The sequence below is a fragment of the Streptococcus oralis subsp. oralis genome (assembly GCF_002096455.1).
In the GTDB taxonomy this organism is placed as follows: Bacteria; Bacillota; Bacilli; order Lactobacillales; family Streptococcaceae; genus Streptococcus; species Streptococcus oralis_CY.
The window spans coordinates 288961-310311 of record NZ_NCUL01000007.1 but is presented as its reverse complement, the minus strand read 5'-3'; the positions used below and the strand labels follow the sequence as shown (position 1 = coordinate 310311).

At 41.5% G+C, this 21351-nt stretch carries 18 protein-coding genes; 3 read left to right on the top strand and 15 right to left on the bottom strand.

The annotated features are described in order from the left end of the window. Positions 1 to 128: 128 nt before the first annotated feature. The gene (gene pflB, locus B7720_RS03990) at positions 129 to 2444 is read right to left on the bottom strand and encodes a formate C-acetyltransferase (RefSeq protein ID WP_000260621.1); all 2316 of its coding nucleotides are present in this window, start codon (positions 2442 to 2444) and stop codon (positions 129 to 131) included. A 232-nt stretch (positions 2445 to 2676) separates the two neighbouring features. Here pflB and dinB point away from each other — a divergent pair, with 232 nt between their 5' ends. Continuing rightward, a complete protein-coding gene (gene dinB / locus B7720_RS03985; protein ID WP_084856609.1) occupies positions 2677 to 3738 on the top strand; it encodes a DNA polymerase IV in 1062 nt (353 codons plus the stop codon). 34 nt (positions 3739 to 3772) lie between these two features. Here the strand turns inward: dinB and B7720_RS03980 are convergent, their stop codons facing one another. Together B7720_RS03980 and B7720_RS03975 are read right to left on the bottom strand one after the other, a co-directional pair. Next, positions 3773 to 4618, bottom strand: coding sequence for an undecaprenyl-diphosphate phosphatase (locus tag B7720_RS03980; protein WP_061407999.1), 846 nt, complete (start codon positions 4616 to 4618; stop codon positions 3773 to 3775). A gap of 59 nt (positions 4619 to 4677) precedes the next feature. Then, positions 4678 to 6573, bottom strand: a complete 1896-nt coding sequence (locus tag B7720_RS03975) for a DUF2207 domain-containing protein (protein ID WP_084856607.1) — start codon at positions 6571 to 6573, stop codon at positions 4678 to 4680. Between the two features lie 129 nt (positions 6574 to 6702). On the opposite strand from B7720_RS03975, the gene B7720_RS03970 reads away from it, so the two are divergent. Both B7720_RS03970 and B7720_RS03965 read left to right on the top strand, forming a co-directional pair. Next, complete coding sequence (locus B7720_RS03970) at positions 6703 to 8268, top strand: ABC transporter substrate-binding protein/permease (protein WP_000732044.1); 1566 nt, start codon at positions 6703 to 6705, stop codon at positions 8266 to 8268. Beyond that, entirely contained in the window at positions 8265 to 9005 is a 741-nt protein-coding gene (locus B7720_RS03965; protein WP_084856605.1) for an amino acid ABC transporter ATP-binding protein, read from the top strand. Before B7720_RS03970 ends, B7720_RS03965 begins: the two co-directional genes overlap by 4 nt. Before the next feature lie 92 nt (positions 9006 to 9097). Here the strand turns inward: B7720_RS03965 and B7720_RS03960 are convergent, their stop codons facing one another. The 12 genes from B7720_RS03960 to B7720_RS03895 form a co-directional block, all read right to left on the bottom strand. Further along, positions 9098 to 9313, bottom strand: a complete 216-nt coding sequence (locus tag B7720_RS03960; RefSeq protein ID WP_001130031.1) for a capsule biosynthesis transcriptional regulator — start codon at positions 9311 to 9313, stop codon at positions 9098 to 9100. Between the two features lie 106 nt (positions 9314 to 9419). After that, positions 9420 to 10316 carry an SPFH domain-containing protein gene (locus B7720_RS03955; RefSeq protein WP_000244062.1) on the bottom strand — a complete coding sequence of 299 codons (897 nt, stop codon included), beginning with the start codon at positions 10314 to 10316 and terminating at the stop codon, positions 9420 to 9422. 82 nt (positions 10317 to 10398) lie between these two features. Next, complete coding sequence (gene ilvA, locus B7720_RS03950; RefSeq protein WP_000947300.1) at positions 10399 to 11649, bottom strand: threonine ammonia-lyase IlvA; 1251 nt, start codon at positions 11647 to 11649, stop codon at positions 10399 to 10401. Positions 11650 to 11728: 79 nt separating this feature from the next. Further along, complete coding sequence (ilvC, locus tag B7720_RS03945) at positions 11729 to 12751, bottom strand: ketol-acid reductoisomerase (RefSeq protein WP_000290685.1); 1023 nt, start codon at positions 12749 to 12751, stop codon at positions 11729 to 11731. 77 nt (positions 12752 to 12828) lie between these two features. Further along, positions 12829 to 13305, bottom strand: a complete 477-nt coding sequence (ilvN, locus tag B7720_RS03940) for an acetolactate synthase small subunit (protein ID WP_001253813.1) — start codon at positions 13303 to 13305, stop codon at positions 12829 to 12831. Continuing rightward, a complete protein-coding gene (locus B7720_RS03935) occupies positions 13298 to 14998 on the bottom strand; it encodes an acetolactate synthase large subunit (RefSeq protein WP_000411742.1) in 1701 nt (566 codons plus the stop codon). Before B7720_RS03935 ends, ilvN begins: the two co-directional genes overlap by 8 nt. Before the next feature lie 323 nt (positions 14999 to 15321). Further along, entirely contained in the window at positions 15322 to 17403 is a 2082-nt protein-coding gene (fusA, locus tag B7720_RS03930) for an elongation factor G (protein ID WP_000090339.1), read from the bottom strand. A gap of 278 nt (positions 17404 to 17681) precedes the next feature. Continuing rightward, positions 17682 to 18152 carry a 30S ribosomal protein S7 gene (rpsG, locus tag B7720_RS03925; protein ID WP_000087873.1) on the bottom strand — a complete coding sequence of 157 codons (471 nt, stop codon included), beginning with the start codon at positions 18150 to 18152 and terminating at the stop codon, positions 17682 to 17684. 19 nt (positions 18153 to 18171) lie between these two features. Beyond that, complete coding sequence (gene rpsL / locus B7720_RS03920; RefSeq protein ID WP_001142332.1) at positions 18172 to 18585, bottom strand: 30S ribosomal protein S12; 414 nt, start codon at positions 18583 to 18585, stop codon at positions 18172 to 18174. A gap of 318 nt (positions 18586 to 18903) precedes the next feature. Next, on the bottom strand, positions 18904 to 19503 hold the full coding sequence (locus B7720_RS03905) for a response regulator transcription factor (RefSeq protein WP_084856603.1): 600 nt from the start codon (positions 19501 to 19503) through the stop codon (positions 18904 to 18906). A 1-nt stretch (position 19504) separates the two neighbouring features. Next, positions 19505 to 20602, bottom strand: a complete 1098-nt coding sequence (locus B7720_RS03900) for a sensor histidine kinase (RefSeq protein ID WP_084856601.1) — start codon at positions 20600 to 20602, stop codon at positions 19505 to 19507. Positions 20603 to 20606: 4 nt separating this feature from the next. Next, entirely contained in the window at positions 20607 to 21341 is a 735-nt protein-coding gene (locus tag B7720_RS03895; protein ID WP_049484382.1) for an ABC transporter permease, read from the bottom strand. Positions 21342 to 21351: the final 10 nt, after the last annotated feature.

Sequence of the window (21351 nt, the reverse complement as noted above, 5' to 3'; positions counted from 1 at the left end):
GAACTATTTATATCGGTAAACTGATATAAATAACTTAATATATATTATATCTACAATTAGGCCAATCTTTGATATTATAGTAAAAAGCCAGTCATTTTGACTGGCTTTCTTTTCATTCTAATTGAATATTAGCTCAATGCGTCATCCATTGAAAGAACTTCGTGGAAGACACGCTGTGTCAATTCAGTTTTTTGTTCTGGAGTGAGGTATTTAGTGTTCACACAGTATCCAGAGATACGTACGATAACGTCTTCACCTGACATGATCTTTTCGTAAACATCGTTCAAGTCCATAACGTTCAAGTTAACGTGTTGTCCACCGTTTTCGAAGTAACCATCAAGGATTGTTACCAAGTTATCAACTTGTTCGTCACGAGTCTTACCAAGAGCACGTGGAGAAACTTGAGTTGTCAATGAGATACCGTCAGCTGCGTAACCAAAGTCTAGGCTAGCAAGTGAGTTCAAGTTTTGCAACCATCCACCTTTAGCTTTGTTAGATGGGTTAGCACCTGGTGAGAAGAATTCAAGTTTAGACAAGTTCACAGAACCATCTTCGTTGAGGTATACACCTTTGTGGACTGGTGAGTTACCAGTTTGTTTAGAGTAAGCAACGTTAGATGTGATAGTCAAAAGTGATACAGTAGCTTCTGCGTCTTTGTAAAGTTTGTGGCTACGTAGACGAGTTGTGTAAGCTTCGATCAACCATTCTGCCAATTCGTTTGAACGTGGGTCATCTTCACCCCAACGTGGGTATTCACCGATTGTTTCGTAATCGTAGATGTAGCCATTTTCATCACGGATTGGTTTAACAGTAGCGTACTTGATAGCTGACAATGTATCAACTGTATTAGCGAATCCACAGATACCGAATCCCATGTTAGCGCGTTGTTTAGTTGGCAAGAAGGCCATTTGAACAGCTTCGTAGTTGTACTTGTCAGTCATGTAGTGGATGATGTTCAAAGCATCTACGTAAGTGTCAGTCAACCAGTCAAGAGATTTTTCAAAGTTCGCTTTAACTGATTCAAATTCAAGAACTTCGTCACGGATAGGATCGATGTCAAATACTTTGTAGTCTTTGTGAACATCGTCGTAACCACCGTTCAAACCAGTAAGAAGGGCTTTAAGAACGTTTACACGAGCACCGAAGTACTGGATGTTGTGACGTTGATCTTCGTTTTCTGGGTCAAGTGGTGACACACAGCATGAGATACAGCTCATTTCTCCGTATCCGTCTTTAGCCATTGTTGTTACACCTTCGTATTGGATAGAAGAGTGTTTGTGGCTCATATGCATACAGTAGCGACGGAAGTTGTATGGCAATTTGTCAGTCCAAAGAACTGTCAAGTTTGGCTCTGGAGAGTTACCGATGTTGTCAAGAGTGTTCAAGAAACGGTAGTCCATCTTAGTAACACGGTGACGACCGTCGTTACCCATACCAGCCATAGAAGTTGTGATGAAGGTTGGGTCACCTGAGTACAATTGGTCATAAGCTTTTGTGCGAGCAAATTTAACTGTACGAAGTTTCATAACGAAATCATCAACGAACTCTTGGATTTCTGATTCAGTAAATGTACCACGAGCAAGGTCACGTTCTGCAAAGATATCCAATACGATTGGCACACGTCCTAGAGATGTAGCAGCACCATTGATAACACGGCAGACAGCCATGAAGGCGATGTTAACCCATTGGATGGCTTCTTTCGTGTTCATCGCTGGTTTGCGGACATCAACTCCGTAAAGGTCACCCAAGCGAACAACTTGTTGCAATGCTTGGTATTGAAGGTTTACTTCTTCACGAAGACGGATTGTTTCTTCATCGATTTCTTTGATCGCATTCCAGTCGTTTACTTTTTCTTGCATCAAGTAGTCTGCACCGTAAAGAGCAAGACGTGCGTAAACACCGATGATACGTCCACGTGAGTAGGCATCTGGAAGACCAGTTACAGTGTGAGCGTGACGAGCACGACGAATGTTTGAAGTGTAAGCACGGAAAATACCGTCGTTAACTGTTGTTACGTATTTAGTGAAGATTTCGTGAACAGCTGGATCTGGTTCGTATCCATTTTCTTTCAAAGTAGTTTCAGCCATACGGATACCACCTTTTGGCATGAAGTTCAATTTGAAGAGTTCATCGTTTTGGATACCGAAGATAACTTCATTTTCTTTGTCGATAAATCCAGCAGGAATATCAGCAATAGATGTTGGACGAGTGTCCATTGGGAAACGAGTTTCTTCGTAGTGTGCTTTTGTTTCTTCTACGATTTTTTTGATGTGAAGTGAACGTTCTGTTGGTCCAGCAAGGAAACTTTCATCTCCATCGTAAGGTGTGTAGTTAGCTTGAACGAAGCGAGAAATACTTGCTTTTTCTTTCCAATCTACGCCTTTGAAGCCTTCCCAAGCTTTATCAAAAATATCTTGTGCTTCAACAACTGTCTTAACAACCATGTTAATGTCCTCTTTTTTCTAGTAACAGTCATCTGTTACATTCTTGAGACAAGTATACCATACAGTAACCGATTTCAACAAGAGAAAATCAGCATTTTAGACGCTTTCTTTTATAATACAGTCTCTTTTTTGTTCTTATCTGTATTATATTTTTGAAAGTCAGGTTGAACTTTCCCATTTTTTCAGAAAAAAGGGTATAATAAATAGAAAATGACACTAGAAAGGGATTGGAATGCTCATATTTCCATTGATAAATGATTTGTCCAGAAAAATCATCCATATCGACATGGATGCCTTTTTTGCTGCGGTGGAAATCAGAGATAATCCTAAGTTAAAGGGCAAACCTGTTATCATTGGAAGCGACCCCAGACAAACAGGTGGGCGTGGTGTCGTTTCTACCTGTAGCTACGAGGCACGAGCTTTTGGTGTTCATTCGGCCATGAGCTCTAAAGAAGCTTATGAGCGCTGTCCCCAAGCTGCCTTTATCTCTGGAAATTATGAAAAGTATAAGGCAGTGGGGCTTGAGATTCGAGCTATTTTTAAACGCTACACTGATTTGATTGAACCTATGAGTATTGACGAGGCATACTTGGATGTGACGGAAAATAAACTCGGTATCAAGTCTGCAGTCAAAATAGCCCGCCTCATCCAACAAGATATCTGGCAGGAGCTACACCTGACTGCTTCTGCAGGTGTTTCCTATAACAAATTCTTAGCTAAAATGGCTAGTGACTATCAAAAACCACATGGTTTGACAGTGATTCTCCCAGATCAAGCCCAAGACTTCCTCAAACAAATGGACATTGCTAAATTTCATGGCGTGGGCAAAAAAACAGTTGAACGCCTTCATGAAATGGGCATTTATACTGGTGCAGACTTATTGGATGTCTCAGAAGTCACTTTAATCGATCGGTTCGGCAGACTCGGTTATGAGCTTTATCGAAAGGCAAGGGGCATTCATAACTCACCGGTCAAGTCCGATCGCATTCGTAAGTCCATTGGCAAGGAAAAAACCTACGGAAAGATCCTACAAGTAGAAGAAGACATTAAAAAAGAGCTGACTCTTCTCTCCGAAAAGGTAGCTCACAATCTCAGCAAGCAGGACAAAGCTGGAAAAATCATTATCCTAAAAATACGATATGCTGACTTTTCCACTCTGACTAGACGAAAAAGCCTCCCACAAGCAACACAGGACACTAGTCAGATTTCTCAAACTGCCCTTCAACTCTACGAAGAACTAGCTGACAAAGAAAAAGGTATCCGTTTACTAGGAATTACAGTGACAGGATTTTAAAAAGCTTGAAGGAAAATTCCCTCAAGCTTTTTTCTTATACAAACAAACGCACAAAACTATAGAGCAACAAGACACTACCGAGTACGATACGGTATTTCCCAAAGAGTGTAAAGTCGTGTTTCTTCACATAGCTGGTCAAGAAACGAATAGCAACCATGCTGACTCCAAAGGCAACACCCATGGCTACAAGAAGTAAGAATAGTTGACCAAAACTCAAAAGTTGACCTGCTTTGATAAATTTGAAAATCTTTAAAGCACTAGCTCCGAACATAACAGGAATTCCGAGATAGAAGGTAAACTCTGTTACGACTGAGCGGCTTGTTCCATTCAACAAACCACCAACGATAGTCGCACCTGAACGGCTCGTTCCCGGGAAGAGGGCGAGGACTTGGAAGAGCCCAATGTAAAGGGCTGTTTTATAAGGCAACTTGTCTAGCTCTGTTACTGTTGGTTCAATGGCTTGCGCCTTATTTCGTTTTTCAAGGTAGATAAAGGCAACCCCATAGATAATCAGCATGATTGCAACTGAAACCATGTTATGGAAGTTGGCATCAAACCAATCATCTAGTTTAAAAACCAAGAGCAAAGGCAAGGTTGCAACCAAGACTTTTGACCACAATTGCCAAGTTCGACGGACTTCTACCTTAGTTTTACCAGGTTTGAAAGGATTAAGCTTGTTAAAGTAAATGACCATAACCGCTAAGATAGCGCCGAGCTGAATGACAACATTAAACATAGACATGAAGGCTTCATTTTGGTCCTTATATTGTACAAATTCTTCAACCAAGATCAAGTGGCCAGTACTTGAAATGGGCAACCATTCTGTAATTCCTTCAACAATCCCAAAAAAGATTGACTTCAAAATTTCAATAAAATACATACATTACTCCTTTTTCTGTTCTCTATTATAGCATAATTTCGGATGTTGCGATAGATTTTTTAGAAGGCGCCGATGCTACCACCGCCTCCGCCTCCTGAGAATCCTCCACCTGAACTTCCACTTCCAGAAGATACAGAGTAATTGCTAGCTGTATTCGCTACAGCAGTATATTGCTTGATTTGTGCAGTTGAGGTGTCGAACTGTGAGTGCCAACCATAGGCTACATAAAGATTCAAATCTGGATTTTCAAGCTGAATATGGCGGACTTTCATTAACTTGCTCACCTTCTTGGCATAACCAAAGAGAGTCGCATAGACCAGGAGACGGTTCCAAAGGACGATGCTCTCTAACTCGGCTTGATCCAGATGAGCGATATCCCGAAGCATATTTTCAAAACTCGTCCAGAGATAGAAGATCTCCGCTCCTTCCTCTGTTAGAACTCCATCGCGATAGGCTCCTCGCGTGGCAAGATAAACCCAGAAACTAGCCCCTAATCCTGTCAAACCTAAGAGTAGAAATGGGATCGAAAAGAAACCATGTGTTTTCCAGCTATAGTAAAAGAAAAGCAGTCCACCTAGAGCTGTTATGGCTGAACAGACTCGCATCCCGAGAGCAAGACGGCGTTCCCCGCTTGTCAAGGGACGATAATAGCTGGGAATACGAAGTACATGGACCTTATCCTTGACACAAGACTGAATGCGTTGAAGTCTTCCTTCAAAGGAGCGTTTGAGACGCGAGCCTGTTTCTCGGATATGTTTTTCATCTGACTCTTTGGCACCACGGTAAAGGGAAGAGGAGACTTGGTAATCAGGGAAGAGCTCTGAAATAGCCAATTCTTTCTTATTTGACAAAGTCATGCGCAGGCATTCCTTCTCAAAATTAGACAACCCCTTTTCACTGATAATGCGCACATAAGGTTCCTCATCCCCTTGAAAAATAGATAAATGACCTCGATCGACTAAATCCAATAAGGTTGCCTGAATCAAACGTTCAAAAGTAAATTTACCAAACCCTGATTTGTTTAGGGGATTGACTTCCTCTAAGGAAGTTGAATACACTGCTTCTGCTAGAACCATTGGAGGCAAATCCATCGGTGGCTCATAAAGCCTGTGATCTTTTGGAAAGACCTTTTTAATGCTTGTACTCTGACGAAACATCCTATAGAAGAGAGGAACTAAAAGCAAGAGACTCATAAAAATGACAGGGAACACCCATTTCATCATAATCTCACTTTGCGCTTTTTCTGTCGCTATATTGCTTTCAATCCGGTTAAAATCGGTTAAACTTTCTTCCTCTAATCCTTGATCTGGAGCTCCTGCAAAAGCACTTCTCGGCCAGTATGCGTGTAATTCGATTTGTCTCTTTCTAGGAAGATCTTTCATCTTGACATGATAGAGATTATTTGTTTTTTCAACACTAGAGTCCCTTAGGAGTTGGCCTGCATGAAAATAAAGTTTTTCTGCTGGAGTATCAGAGCTAACCTTAAACTCAATCTCTTTGATGTCTCCGGTACTATCGGTCAAGGGTTGCCAATTTAACTCTGCGATATCCTTATATAAGAAGAGAAGGTTTGTTAGTTTCCAGGTAACCGTTACCCGAACAGTATCTCCGGCATATCCAGCATTGTAAATTTTTACCTTGTAGCCATCCTCTTCCTCCATAGTATAGAAGGAAGCATTTTGAACAATTCTTCCATTTTTAGAGACCTGAACAGTTGGGTCGGGATCAATGTCAAATCCTTCTGGCATTTTCCCAGCTTTTCCGAGTCCAACTAACTGACCATTATAATCATCTCCAAAGCGGTAGGTAATTGTTTCCTTAAAAATTGCAGTATTATCTGCATGAATATTCAAATCACCCTGATAGGACAAGATATCAAAGTCTACTGCAAAAACCAGGCTCGGTATAAATAATAAATAAGCAAACACCAAAGCCAACAGCCATCTTTTTTTCATAATCGGTTCCCTTTCAATCTTTTTACCATTATATCATTTTTTATAAGTAAAGGCTTACTTGTATTGAAAATCTCACTATTTTTAGATACAATAGAGAGAGTCATTTTTAGACTAGAAATAGGAGAAAACATGAAAAAATTATGCTTATCTATCCTTGCTAGCCTAGCCCTTACCTTAGGACTAGTTAGCCAAGTCCAAGCCGACGAATATTTACGCATCGGAATGGAGGCAGCTTACGCTCCCTTCAACTGGACCCAAGACGACGATAGTAACGGCGCCGTCAAAATCGACGGTACCAACCAATATGCCAACGGCTACGATGTTCAAATTGCTAAAAAGATTGCCAAAGACCTTGGTAAGGAACCTTTGGTTGTGAAAACCAAATGGGAAGGACTTGTTCCAGCCCTTACTTCTGGCAAAATTGATATGATCATTGCCGGTATGAGCCCAACCGCTGAACGCAAACAAGAAATTGCTTTTTCAAGCAGTTACTATACTAGCGAACCGGTTCTATTGGTAAAAAAGGACTCTGCCTATGCCAATGCCAAATCTTTAGAGGACTTTAGTGGAGCAAAAATCACGTCTCAACAAGGTGTTTATCTTTATGACCTGATTTCCCAAATTCCAGGTGCCAAAAAAGAAACAGCTATGGGTGACTTCGCCCAAATGCGTCAAGCTCTGGAGGCTGGTGTTATTGATGCCTATGTTTCTGAACGACCTGAAGCAATGACCGCTGAGTCTGCTAACGCTAAGTTCAAAATGATCCAACCTCAACCGGGTTTCAAAACTGGCGAAGAAGATACAGCTATTGCCATTGGACTTCGTAAAGATGACAGCCGCATCAGCCAAATCAACGCGAGCATCGAAACCATCTCTAAGGATGAACAAGTAGCCCTCATGGATCGTATGATCAAAGAGCAACCTGTGGAGTCTACAACAACGGAGGAAGAAAGTAGTTTCTTTAGCCAAGTTGCTAAGATCCTTTCTGAAAACTGGCAACAACTCTTGCGTGGTGCTGGTATCACACTCTTAATCTCCATTATCGGAACCATCACAGGTCTCCTTATCGGACTTGCAATCGGGGTCTTCCGTACCGCTCCACTATCTGAGAACAAGGCAATGTACGCCCTACAGAAACTAGTTGGTTGGATTCTCAATGTCTATATCGAGATCTTCCGTGGTACACCAATGATTGTTCAATCCATGGTTATCTACTATGGAACTGCCCAAGCTTTCGGTATCAATCTTGACCGCACACTAGCTGCTATCTTCATCGTCTCAATCAACACGGGTGCCTACATGACAGAGATCGTTCGTGGTGGTATTCTAGCAGTTGACAAAGGACAGTTTGAAGCTGCAACTGCTCTCGGTATGACCCACAATCAAACCATGCGTAAGATTGTCCTACCTCAGGTTGTCCGTAATATTCTACCTGCTACTGGTAATGAGTTTGTCATCAATATCAAAGATACCTCTGTATTGAACGTTATTTCAGTTGTTGAGCTTTATTTCTCAGGAAATACTGTAGCAACACAAACCTATCAATACTTCCAGACCTTTACCATCATCGCCGTGATCTACTTTGTCCTCACCTTTACTGTGACCCGTATCCTACGCTTCATCGAACGTCGTATGGACATGGATACTTACACTACAGGTGCTAACCAAATGCAAACGGAGGATTTGAAAAAATGACACAACCAATCCTTGAAATCAAACACCTCAAAAAATCCTATGGGCAAAACGAAGTGCTAAAAGACATTTCTCTCGCCGTCCATAAAGGAGAGGTTATTTCCATCATCGGGAGCTCAGGAAGCGGAAAATCAACCTTCCTTCGTTCGATTAATTTACTAGAAACACCTACAGAGGGAGAGATTCTCTATCGAGGAGAAAATGTCTTAGAAAAAGGCTATAACCTCACCCATTATCGTGAAAAACTCGGTATGGTTTTCCAATCTTTCAATCTCTTTGAAAATCTGAATGTCCTTGAAAATACAATCGTCGCCCAAACGACTGTACTCAAACGCAACCACTCTGAAGCTGAAAAAATTGCCAAAGAGAATCTCGAAAAAGTCGGTATGGGAGAACGTTACTGGCAAGCTAAGCCCAAACAACTCTCAGGGGGACAAAAACAACGCGTGGCTATCGCCCGCGCTCTCTCCATGAATCCTGATGCCATTCTCTTCGACGAACCAACATCTGCCCTTGACCCAGAAATGGTCGGAGAAGTTCTCAAAATTATGCAGGATTTGGCTCAAGAAGGCTTGACCATGATCGTCGTAACCCACGAGATGGAGTTCGCTCGCGATGTCTCTCACCGTGTCATCTTTATGGATAAGGGTGTCATTGCTGAAGAAGGCAAACCAGAAGAACTCTTCACGAACCCTAAAGAAGAACGGACAAAAGAATTTCTTCAACGCTATCTCAGCTAATAAACAAAGACTGCATAAAGAATGCAGTCTTTTTAGTTTGTAATTGTAAAGAAAAGGCAGACTCGAATCAGGAATCTGCCTGTGACCACAGTTTAATCTTCAAATTTTTCATGATTTTTTTCATAGAAATCGATTAAACCAAGAGCTGTTTCAAATGAAATATTTTTAACTTTTGCGCGTCCTTGTGCTAGAGCAATGATAGACATTTCACGCGCATTCGTTTCTTTAGAGATACGGTAGCCTGTGATTTTCTTATCACGAACCCAGCCAACAACTGCTTCTACTTTTTCAAAGTTCGACTTAGCCATGTTCTTCTCCTAAATTATTCTTTACAATACTTAATTGTATACGTTTTTATTTCGTTTGTCAATAAAAAAACATATATTCGTCGTAACTATATTATTCTGCATATTTTTATTTGGCTTTTAAAGCCGATAATATATGAGTTCTTATGTCCTCGACTCCATTAGGATTTGCTGGTAGGAAGATTGTATTATTACCCTCTTTATCTGCAAAATTATTCAACGTATCTAAATACTGGTTCGTTAATAGGATAGACATGATTTGTTCTTCAGTTAGCTCAACATTGGCTCCCTTTAACTCTTGGATAGAATCAGCTAGTCCGTCAACAATTGCTTTACGCTGTTCTGCAATCCCTACACCATGTAGGCGATCTTTTTCTGCTTCTGCTTCTGCTGCGGTCACGATTTTAATCTTATCTGCTTCAGCAAGTTCTTGCGCCGCCACTCTCTTACGTTGGGCAGCATTAATTTCATTCATTGATTGTTTTACTTCAGCATCAGGTTCAACCTTAGTAATCAGCGTTTTGACAATGATATACCCATACGTAGACATTTCTTCAGCCACTTGTTTTTGAACTTCTAAGGCGATTTCATCCTTCTTCTCAAACAACTCATCTAGGGTTAGCTTTGGTACAGATGAACGCAAAGCATCTTCAATATAGGATTTAATTTGGGCTTCTGGACGCATCAATTTATAATAAGCATCTGTGACATTGTTTTCATTTACTCGATACTGAGTTGCCACATTCATCGTTACAAATACATTATCTTGCGTCTTTGTCTCTACAACAATCTCACTTTGCAACAAGCGTAGTTGAACTCTTGCTGCAATCCTATCAATCCCAAAAGGAGCTCGTAAATGAATACCACTATTGCTCAACTTTTGGTATTTACCAAAGCGTTCTATGATAGCGACAGATTGTTGTCGAACCACATACACAGAACTAACCATAATCACTGATGCAATCACCACTAAAAACAATAAAACAAGTAAAATTTGTAAAACCATGGGAATCTCCCCCTTTCATCACCCTCATTATAGCACCATCATTACCATTACGCAAATAATATGATAATAATTTTATTTTAGCTTAAACTAGCATATTATACAACGTTTCGTTCCCATTCAAATTAATATAAGATGGGTCAAACTTTTCCATTCGATGGATCAATCCAGCATAGTCATGCTTATTGGCAAGAGCTACCCCAATCAATACAGGCCCTGTCCCCTTGCTTGCTCGTTTGATATATTCAAAACGAGTGATGTCATCATTTGGCCCCAAAATGTCATTTACAAACTCTCGTAGAGCTCCTGGACGTTGTGGGAAATTCACTACAAAGTAATGCTTGATTCCATCGTAAATCAAGGCACGTTCTTCCATCTCTGGCATGCGGTTGATATCGTTATTTCCTCCAGAAATAATACAACAAATCGTCTTGCCTTTGATATAGTCTGATAAAACTTCCAAGGCTGCAACGCTGGCAGCTCCGGCTGGTTCTGCTACAATACCTTGTTTGGAATAAAGATCAATCAAGGTTTCGGAAATCAATCCCTCGTCCACCCCAATCAGCGTTTCAACATTCTTACGGGTCGCTTCATAGGTTAATTGTCCAACCTTCTGCACAGCTATCCCATCAGCAAACTTATCAATTTCTTTGAGTTTAACTGGTCCCCCAGCTTCAAAGGCAGCTTTCATAGAGCGAGCTCCATTGGCTTCTACTCCAATCACTTCGATAGTCGGGTTGGTTTCCTTAATATAAGTAGAAACACCGGCAATCAATCCACCACCACCTACTGGTACAAGTACTGTATCAAAATCAATAGACTCTTTACGGGCTTCTTCAAGAATCTCATAGGCTACAGTCCCTTGACCAGCCTGAACATGCGCATCATCAAAAGGATCGATGAAGGTCCGGTTTTCTGTTAATGTAAATTCTTGCGCTGCCTTAGCAGAAGCATCAAAGGTATCCCCAACCAACTTGATTGTCACGAACTCTCCACCGAAAAAGCGAACTTGCCCAATCTTTTGTTGCGGTGTTGTGATGGGCATAAAGATCGTTGCAGGAATCTTCATCTCATTACAAGTATAGGCGACACCTTGGGCATGATTTCCCGCAGAGGCACAGACTACACCACGCTCGCGTTCTTCTTTTGATAGTTGAGAAATGGCATAATAGGCTCCACGAATTTTAAAAGAGCGAACTCGTTGCGCATTCTCCTTTTTGAGATAAATCTTTGCTTGGTATTTTTCGGATAAATAATGATCATATTCTAGTGGTGTATCAACTACTACACCACTCAAAACTTTGTGGGCTTTCACCACATCTTTTGCACTTAGCATTGTCTCCTCCTCAAATACTGTTCAAGATAAAAAACGAGTTAGGTACCCCCAACTCGCCTTCTGTCTCTCTTTACAAGAATTAATTGTAGATTTTGAATGCGTCGTCGTCGTTTTTACCAACGAAAGGCATTGCTTTACGCAATTCTGCACCAACTTTTTCGATTTCAAGGTTAGCTGCTTGTTCACGGTAAGCAGTTAATTTTGGACGACCAGCCTTGTAGTCATTCACAAAGTCGTTGGCAAATGTACCATTTTGGATATCTGCCAAAACAGCTTTCATGTTTTCTTTCACTTGCTCAGTAATCACACGTGGACCTGATACATAGTCACCGTATTCAGCAGTGTTTGAAATAGATTGACGCATTTTCTTGAATCCACCTTCATAGATCAAGTCAACGATCAATTTCATTTCATGAAGAACTTCAAAGTAAGCCAATTCTGGGGCATAGCCTGCTTCTGTCAAGACTTCAAAACCTGCTTCGATAAGGGCAGTCAAACCACCACAAAGTACGGCTTGTTCACCAAACAAATCTTCTTCAGTTTCTTCTTTGTAAGTTGTTTCAAGCAAACCAACACGAGCAGCCCCAACACCTTTACACCAGTCCATAGCAATGTTTTTCGCATTTCCAGTTGCATCTTGGTAAACTGCGTAAAGAGCTGGCACACCAAATCCTTCTTCATAAGTACGACGTACCAAGTGTCCTGGTCCTTTAGGAGCACACATGAAGACATCTACATCTGCAGGAACTTTGATAAATTCAAAGTGGATATTGAAACCATGGGCAAATCCAACTGCATTTCCAGCTTCCAAGTTTGGAGCGATTTCTGCTTCGTACAATTCTTGTTGGATTTCGTCTGGTGCCAAGATCATGATAACGTCAGCCAATTTAGTTGCTTCTGCTACTGTGTAAGTGTCAAATCCGTCTTCTTTTGCTTTGTCAAAAGATTTACCTGGACGCACACCGATGATGACATCACGACCTGAATCACGCAAGTTTTGCGCATGCGCATGTCCTTGTGAACCATAACCGATTACGGCGATTTTTTTACCGTCAAGCGCTGCTACTTTAACATCTTTTTCGTATTCCATTTGAACTGCCATAGTTTTTCTCTCTTTTCTATTTTTATTGCCTTATAGGCTGGTTTAACAAATTTATGCTGGATTTTATACTAAGAGTATTAGTCGCGGGTAAATCCAGTTGCACCCGTACGAGCGATATTTTTAATACCATATGGTCGAATCACTCGTAATAAAGCTTCACTCTTCTCAGCATTTCCCGTCATCTGGATGGTGATTGAGCTTGGAGCCACATCTACTACCGTTGCACGGAAAGGTTGGATAATGGCCAAGATTTCTGCACGCTTCTCAGCAGGAGCAGATACTTTTACCAAGATCACTTCTCTTTCCAAGTGTGGTTTATCTGTGATATCACGAATGCGAATTACATCAATCTGACGATTGAGTTGTTTAATGATTTGCTCTACTTCATCATGTGAAGCTACATCAATAATGATGGTGATGCGAGATACATTGGGATTCTCTGTCGCACCAACTGAGATACTCTCAATATTGACTTGACGACGAGAAAGGACACCTGTAAAACGATTCAAAACTCCTGAACGGTTTTGCAATCTAGCTGTTAACATTCTACGCATGGAACTTCACCCCCAACATCTCATGATTGCTCTTACCAGCTGGTACCATCGGTAAGACCTGTTCCTTACGAGAAATATCCACCTCGATAAACATGGGCACATCCTCCAGAATAGCCTCTAGATCTTTTTCTATAGTTTCTGGATTGTCAAATTTATAATTTTTGATGCCGTAGGCCTGTGCCATCAGCTGGAAGTCAGGAAGTGTATCAAAGACTGACTCTGAAGTTCTACCCTCATAGAAGGATTCCTGCCACTGACGAACCATTCCTAGTGAGTGGTTATTCAACATGACAACCTTAATCGGTACCTTGTAGATATTTAGGATCGCTAGCTCTTGGTTGGTCATTTGGAAACCACCATCACCGACAAAAAGGATGACTTCTTTTTCTGGATTGGCAATCTTGGCTCCGATAGCTGCAGGAACTCCGAATCCCATGGTACCCAAACCACCTGAAGTGACTAACTGACGCTCATTTTGGTAAGGATAATACTGAGCTGTCCACATTTGGTGTTGCCCTACGTCTGTGACAACAATGGCATCCCCATTTGTCAACTCACCGATGCGTTCAATAACGGCCTGAGGTTGAACCACACGTTCTTTCTTATCATAAGAACGAACTCGATTCTTGTCCTTGGTGACTTTTTCAATCCACTTTTCAGTATTGTTATGAACAGTTGGTTCTGCCAGTAGCATCTGCAAGGCTTTCTTAGCATCCCCCACTACAGGAATATCTGCACTGATAATCTTACCAATCTCAGCTGGGTCAATGTCGATATGGGCAACCTTAGCATTCTTCGCGAAGGTCTTAGGGTTACCAGTCAAGCGGTCATCGAAACGGCAACCAATACTAATCATAAAGTCCGCTTCCGTCATTGCAATGTTGGCTGCGAAAGAACCGTGCATGCCTCCCATCCCCAGGAAGAGCGGATGACTCGTTGCAATGGTTCCTTGCCCCAAAAGACTAGTGACTACTGGAATTTGGTAACGTTCAGCAAATTCATTGAGCTCCTTAGAAGCTTCCGCATAGCTGATACCACCGCCTGCTAACAAAACAGGTTTCTTAGCCTTAGACAATTGCTTCAAGATTTTCTTGATTTGCATGTCATTCGGATCAAGCGTCGGTTGGTAACTTGGTAAATTCACCTCTGGTGAATAGATGAAATCTGTCTCTAGAGCTGATACATCCTTGGGCAAGTCAATCACAACAGGACCTGGACGACCAGTCGTTGCGATATGGACAGCTTCCGTAATGATACGAGGAATATCTGCTGTCTCACGAACTTGGTAATTGTATTTGGTAATGGGCATGGTAATCCCCACGATGTCTGCTTCCTGAAAGGCATCTTTCCCAATCCCAGCTCGCGCAACCTGACCTGTAAAGACCAAAAGGGGAACGCTATCGCTCATGGCATCTGCAATCCCTGTAATGGCATTTGTTGCTCCCGGCCCACTCGTGACGACGGCAACGCCCAACTTTCCAGTTGATTTGGCATATCCTTCAGCTTCGTGCAAACAACCTTGCTCATGGCGTCCTAAGATGTGGCGAATACCTTTAAAATTGTATATCGCATCATACAAAGGTAAGACTGCACCACCAGGATAACCAAAAATGGTATCAATCCCTAAGTCCCGAAGTGTTTCCAAAACTAGGTCCGACCCCGTCTTAGGAGATTCTAAACTGATTTTCTCCATTGTTCCCCTTTCTCTTCTCTTAAAAAAATAGCTTGTTACTATCATACCATTTTTTCAAAAATTTTCAAGGCAAAAGAGTCAATTTTCTGAATTTTCTATCTAAAAGTGTATTTATGAATCTTTTCCTCATTTTTATTAACTTTTCTACGGAATTAGGAACCTTTATTTACTTTAATTTATCAAATTAGAATATTTTCTTTCTGGATAGAATTAGTATCTTTCTCACTTAGCGACCAAATGTGTATACTATATTCAGCAAAAATGAATAGTTAAAGACAAAAAAAGGAAGCCACTAAGTGACTTCCTTCTAGAGTGAGGACTGATTAGTCTTCACCTTTGTTTTTCTTAATGATTTCTTCTTGTACTGACTTAGGTACATCTTCGTAGTGGTCAAATACCATCATGAATGTACCACGTCCTTGAGATGCAGAACGAAGAACTGTTGCGTAACCGAACATTTCAGCAAGTGGAACGTAAGCACGAACGATTTGGCTGTTACCGTGTGCTTCCATACCATCTACACGTCCACGACGAGCAGTTACGTGACCCATAACATCACCAAGGTTTTCTTCTGGAACAGTGATGGTTACAAGCATCATTGGTTCAAGGATAGCTGGTTGTGCTGATTTAGCAGCTTCTTTAAGGGCAAGTGAAGCCGCGATCTTGAAGGCAGTTTCAGATGAGTCGACATCGTGGTATGAACCATCGTAAAGCTTAGCTTTAACGTCAACCATTGGGTAACCTGCAAGAACACCGTTAGCCATAGATTCTACCAAACCTTTTTCAACCGCTGGGATAAATTCACGAGGAACCACACCACCGACGATTGCGTTTTCGAATTCGAATCCTTTACCTTCTTCGTTTGGAGTAAATTCAATCCATACATCACCGAATTGACCTTTACCACCAGACTGACGTTTGAAGAATCCACGTGCTTGAGTAGAAGCGCGGAATGTTTCACGGTAAGATACTTGAGGAGCACCTACGTTCGCTTCCACTTTGAACTCACGACGCATACGGTCAACAAGGACATCAAGGTGAAGCTCACCCATACCAGAGATAACTGTTTCACCAGTTTCAACGTTTGTTTCAACGCGGAATGTTGGATCTTCTTCAGCCAATTTTTGAAGTGCGATACCCATCTTGTCTTGGTCAGCTTTAGATTTTGGCTCAACCATCAATTGGATAACTGGTTCCGGAACGTTGATTGACTCAAGGATGATTTTAGCTTTTTCATCTGTCAATGAGTCACCAGTTGTAGTATCTTTCAAACCAACGGCAGCAGCGATATCACCTGAGTAAACAGTGTCAATTTCTTGACGGCTGTTAGCGTGCATTTGAAGGATACGTCCGATACGTTCACGTTTACCTTTAGAAGTGTTCAATACGTAAGAACCTGATTGGAGAACACCTGAGTATACACGGAAGAATGTCAAACGACCTACGAATGGGTCCGTCATGATCTTGAAGGCAAGAGCTGCAAATGGCTCTTCGTCAGATGCTGGACGAGTTTCTTCTTCGTCTGTATCTGGGTTGATACCTTTGATTGCTGGGATATCAAGTGGGCTTGGAAGGTAGTCAATAACCGCATCAAGCATCAATTGAACACCTTTGTTCTTGAAGGCAGAACCACACAATACTGGGAAGAATTCAACGTTGATAGTTGCTTTACGGATAGCAGCTTTCAATTCTTCGTTAGTGATTTCTTCACCTTCAAGGTATTTCATCATCAAGTCTTCATCAGTTTCAGCGACTGCTTCAACCAATTTTTCACGGTATTCTTGAGCTTGGTCAAGGTATTCAGCTGGAATATCTTCTTCAAGGATATCTGTACCAAGGTCGTTAGTATAGATTTCAGCTTTCATCTTGATCAAGTCGATGATACCGCGGAAGTCATCTTCAGCACCGATTGGCAATTGGATTGGGTGTGCGTTTGCTTGAAGACGGTCGTGAAGTGTGCTTACTGAGTAAAGGAAGTCAGCACCGATTTTGTCCATTTTGTTGGCAAATACGATACGTGGAACTCCGTACTCAGTTGCTTGACGCCAAACTGTTTCAGTTTGAGGCTCAACACCTGATTGTGAGTCAAGAACAGTAACCGCACCGTCCAATACACGAAGAGAACGTTGTACTTCGATTGTGAAGTCCACGTGTCCTGGTGTGTCGATGATGTTTACGCGGTGGTTGTTCCATTGAGCTGTTGTCGCAGCAGATGTGATAGTGATACCACGTTCTTGCTCTTGCTCCATCCAGTCCATTTGTGACGCACCTTCGTGAGTTTCACCGATTTTGTGGATTTTACCAGTGTAGTAAAGAATACGCTCAGTAGTTGTTGTTTTACCGGCATCGACGTGAGCCATGATACCGATATTACGAGTTTTTTCAAGTGAAAATTCGCGTGCCATGAGGTTTGTTTCTCCTATTTATTTTAATTTCTATTCTATTATAACACGATTTTAATAAAAACGGATAGGCAGGACCTACCCGTTCTCAATGTTTATCTTGTTTTTGTTGGTTTCAACTTGTAGACAAGTTGAATTGAACTCGGGCTAAAAGCTCAAGTTAACTGATTTGAACCCGAGCGAGGCCCGGTGCAAAAAAGATAAACTGCTTTGTGTTCACGGAACACTGCACCAGTTTCCTATTTTTGCCTTGGGCCTTTGCCGCTCTTAGTATCATTTTATTACCAACGGAAGTGTGCGAAGGCACGGTTAGCTTCAGCCATACGGTGAGTGTCTTCACGTTTCTTAACTGCTGCACCAGTGTTGTTAGCAGCATCCAAGATTTCTTTTGCAAGACGGTCTTGCATTGTGTGTTCACCACGAAGGCGAGCGATGGTTACCAACCAACGAAGTCCAAGTGTTGTACGACGTTCTGGACGAACTTCAACTGGGACTTGGTAGTTAGATCCACCAACACGACGTGCACGTACTTCAAGTACAGGCATGATGTTTTCCATTGCTGTTTCAAATACTTCAAGTGCATCGTTACCAGTAGCTTCTTTGATTTGCTCAAAAGCACCGTAAACGATTGAAGCAGCTGTACCACGTTTACCATCAAGCATAACGCGGTTGATAAGACGAGTAACTAGTTGTGAATTGTAAAGCGGATCTGGCAATACGTCACGTTTTGGAGCTCTATTTTTACGACTCATTTCTCTTTATCCCCTTTCCTTATGCTTTTGGACGTTTAGTACCGTATTTAGAACGGCCTTGTTTACGATCGTTAACACCTGCAGTATCAAGTGCACCACGGACGATATGGTAACGTACCCCTGGAAGGTCTTTTACACGTCCACCACGAAGAAGCACCACGCTGTGCTCTTGCAAGTTGTGTCCGATACCTGGGATGTAGGCAGTAACTTCGATAAGGTTGCTCAAACGTACACGAGCGAATTTACGAAGGGCAGAGTTAGGTTTTTTAGGTGTCATTGTTCCCACACGAGTTGCAACACCACGTTTTTGTGGTGAAGAAACGTTTGTTTGAACTTTTTTATGACTGTTGTAACCAACGTTCAAAGCTGGTGATTTAGATTTTTCTACTTTTGATTTACGCGGTTTGCGAACCAATTGGTTAATTGTAGGCATCTACATTCTCCTGTGTTTTTTTATTTTTGGTGATGATACACTTGGTGACAGCTACCATCTGTGTGTACTTTTGCAACATTTGTCAGCACGTCCCTGTACACTTTTGAGAGACCAAAAGTAAAAAGTACCGTCTATTATTGTAACACAATTTTTCCTTCATTGTCAAGATATTTTTCATTTTTATTCTGATCTTTTAACTCTTTGACACTAGCTTTCACCGCTTTTCTAAACCAGAAAAGGAGGCAATTTGCCTCCTCCTTTCTAGTATGGATTTCCTTCGATTCAAGTTATCGTTTCGGAATTTTTTAACCCTTCTTATCAAAGCCAACCAGATTCTTTTGCAATGTTAGCTGCCTCTGTTCGATTACCAGCATCTAGTTTCGAAAGAATATTTGTGACATAGTTTCGGACGGTTCCGTTTGATAGATAGAGTTGGTCTGCAATTTCTTGGTTGGATAAACCCTGAGCGATTCCCTTTAAGACAGCAATCTCTTGTTCTGTCAACGGATTGGGGTGCGTCATCACCACTTCCATCAATTCAGGCGAATATTCCTTGCGTCCTTCGAGAACAGTGTGCAAGGTTTGCATGAGGTCTGCAATGCTTCTTTCTTTCAAGACATAGGCATCCACTCCAGCCTTAATCGCGCGTTCAAAATAGCCAGGGCGCTTGAAGGTTGTCACCACAACCACCTTTGTTTCTAGCTTTTCTGCTCGTATCCACTCCAAGACTTCGAGGCCTGTCTTAACAGGCATTTCTACGTCAAGAATGGCGATATCGACAGACTCTTTTTCTAAAAGTTGGATTGCTTCTTGGCCATCCTTGGCTTGTAGGACAGAATCTACATCTGGTTGAAAGGCAAGCAACTGGCACATAGCATCTCGCAACATACTTTGATCTTCTGCAACAAGTAATTTCATCTTAGTTTCTCTCCTTATAAGGTAGCCGAACCTGCACTTCAGTCGGATGTTTCTGACTGATCACCTTTACTTCTCCTGAAAAAGGAAGGACACGGTCTCGAGCAGTATGGAGTTCATCCCCTTTTAGAGAAGCAAAGCCACAGCCATCATCTCTCACTGTTAGAATGAGTTCTTTCTCTGTTCGTTCTAATTTCAAGTAAGCTTTGGATGCTTTGGCATGTTTGATGATATTGGTCACTAACTCAAGTAAAATCATGGAGGCCGTTGATTCTAATTCCTGAGTTAGGCTAGCTGTATCTAGTTGGTGATTGATTTCTGTCTCAATTCCTGCAATTTCCAGCATTTTTTTAACAGTCGCAAATTCGGAAGCAAGGGTTCTTGTTTTAAGATTTTCGATAATTGTACGAACTTCACGCATTGATTCTTTGCTAATTTGCTGTATTTCTCTTAATTCCTTTTCCACCTGTGGATAGGCCTGCATTTGAAGAAGTTGTAGGGCAAGGTCCGTCTTCACACTCAACATGGCAAAGGTATGGCCTAGACTGTCATGAAGATCCTGACCGATACGACTGCGTTCGTTTTCAGCCAAGAAAAGATTGAGCTTGGCATTTTGTTTCATCTTTTCTTCTTTTATTTCTTCTGACACTCGAATTCGATAAAGACCAAAGGTCAGTGCATCCGAAAAGACAAAGGTAACTAAGAAAAAGAGCAGTTCCCAGGGACTAACATGATTGACCATATAGATTCCGGTCAGAATGAACGGTTGCAAGACAACAAAACTGACAAAACGCCAAGAGTGAAAAGAAATCTCATCCAGCTCATAAATAAGGAGGTTGGATAAATAAAAGATAAACCATGTGAAACCCGAACTTAGCCAAACAGATGTATAAAAAATGTAGGCAAGCATGACCCACCAAGCCAGCCACTGCACAGTGCGATTCTGACTGATTAAAACCGAGTAGAAGGCAAGGACAAATAGTAGGGTCCAGAACAAGGTTAAAAGCGGGTAATCTCCAACGATGACACCCGCTATAGGAAAGATGATAAACACTATTGAAATATGAAACATATAATGAATGTTTTTAAATTTTTCCAACATAGATTTATTTTACCTCAATCCGTTTTTTCAGTTGAATGACCAATACACCAAAGAAAACTGTATAACCTAGTACAACCAAGGCAGCAAGAATGTTAAACTCGTGATGCTCCAAATAAGTCGAGACAACCTGCATCAGTTGATAGGTTGGAGTCAGCTTTCCAATAGATTGGAGCCATTCTGGGAAGGAATCCAAGGGGAACCAGAGTCCACCTAGGACAGCCAAAGCAATATAGGCAATATTTCCAACAACCGTCATCAGTTGAGCACTGGGAAGCAAGCTCACCAAGACACCCATACTGATAAAGACCACACTTCCGACCAGCAAAATAGCACCAATTACCAACCAGTCAAGCCAAGGTAGCGTCACTCCGCGGACAAAATGACCAACTGAAAAGACAACTGTAATTGATAACAAGAAAGTAAGCAGAGTGCTGAACAGTTTTGATACATAATATTCTACCATAGATACGGGAGAATGTTGAATCAATTTTTGCCAGTTGTTCGTCTTGTCGGATTCGAGTGTGCTTGGGATACTGAAAAAAGCACTTGACATGATACTAAAGAGCGTCATGGCAAAAAGATAGGCTTGAAGAGCAATTTCTGGAATATCTGACCCTGACATCATACCAGAAAAGATAAGGTAAAACACACTTGGAAGTCCGATGGATAGCAAGTAGTAGACTGCTTGCCGTTTCATCAGAATGATTTCCACTTTCATGAGACTTGTCATATTTTTCATCGTCAATCTC

Excerpts from the sequence above, each read along its gene's own strand:
- B7720_RS03965 (WP_084856605.1), top strand. The coding sequence starts at position 8,265 with ATGACACAACCAATCCTTGAAATCAAACACCTCAAAAAATCCTATGGG.
- B7720_RS03960 (WP_001130031.1), bottom strand. The coding sequence starts at position 9,313 with ATGGCTAAGTCGAACTTTGAAAAAGTAGAAGCAGTTGTTGGCTGGGTT.
- ilvN (WP_001253813.1), bottom strand. The coding sequence starts at position 13,305 with ATGCGTAGAATGTTAACAGCTAGATTGCAAAACCGTTCAGGAGTTTTG.
- B7720_RS03935 (WP_000411742.1), bottom strand. The coding sequence starts at position 14,998 with ATGGAGAAAATCAGTTTAGAATCTCCTAAGACGGGGTCGGACCTAGTT.
- rpsL (WP_001142332.1), bottom strand. The coding sequence starts at position 18,585 with ATGCCTACAATTAACCAATTGGTTCGCAAACCGCGTAAATCAAAAGTA.
- ilvA (WP_000947300.1), bottom strand. The coding sequence starts at position 11,649 with ATGCTAAGTGCAAAAGATGTGGTGAAAGCCCACAAAGTTTTGAGTGGT.
- B7720_RS03970 (WP_000732044.1), top strand. The coding sequence starts at position 6,703 with ATGAAAAAATTATGCTTATCTATCCTTGCTAGCCTAGCCCTTACCTTA.
- dinB (WP_084856609.1), top strand. The coding sequence starts at position 2,677 with ATGCTCATATTTCCATTGATAAATGATTTGTCCAGAAAAATCATCCAT.
- B7720_RS03905 (WP_084856603.1), bottom strand. The coding sequence starts at position 19,503 with ATGAAATTACTTGTTGCAGAAGATCAAAGTATGTTGCGAGATGCTATG.
- ilvC (WP_000290685.1), bottom strand. The coding sequence starts at position 12,751 with ATGGCAGTTCAAATGGAATACGAAAAAGATGTTAAAGTAGCAGCGCTT.
- B7720_RS03955 (WP_000244062.1), bottom strand. The coding sequence starts at position 10,316 with ATGGTTTTACAAATTTTACTTGTTTTATTGTTTTTAGTGGTGATTGCA.
- pflB (WP_000260621.1), bottom strand. The coding sequence starts at position 2,444 with ATGGTTGTTAAGACAGTTGTTGAAGCACAAGATATTTTTGATAAAGCT.
- B7720_RS03975 (WP_084856607.1), bottom strand. The coding sequence starts at position 6,573 with ATGAAAAAAAGATGGCTGTTGGCTTTGGTGTTTGCTTATTTATTATTT.
- B7720_RS03895 (WP_049484382.1), bottom strand. The coding sequence starts at position 21,341 with ATGAAAAATATGACAAGTCTCATGAAAGTGGAAATCATTCTGATGAAA.
- rpsG (WP_000087873.1), bottom strand. The coding sequence starts at position 18,152 with ATGAGTCGTAAAAATAGAGCTCCAAAACGTGACGTATTGCCAGATCCG.
- B7720_RS03980 (WP_061407999.1), bottom strand. The coding sequence starts at position 4,618 with ATGTATTTTATTGAAATTTTGAAGTCAATCTTTTTTGGGATTGTTGAA.
- B7720_RS03900 (WP_084856601.1), bottom strand. The coding sequence starts at position 20,602 with ATGTTGGAAAAATTTAAAAACATTCATTATATGTTTCATATTTCAATA.
- fusA (WP_000090339.1), bottom strand. The coding sequence starts at position 17,403 with ATGGCACGCGAATTTTCACTTGAAAAAACTCGTAATATCGGTATCATG.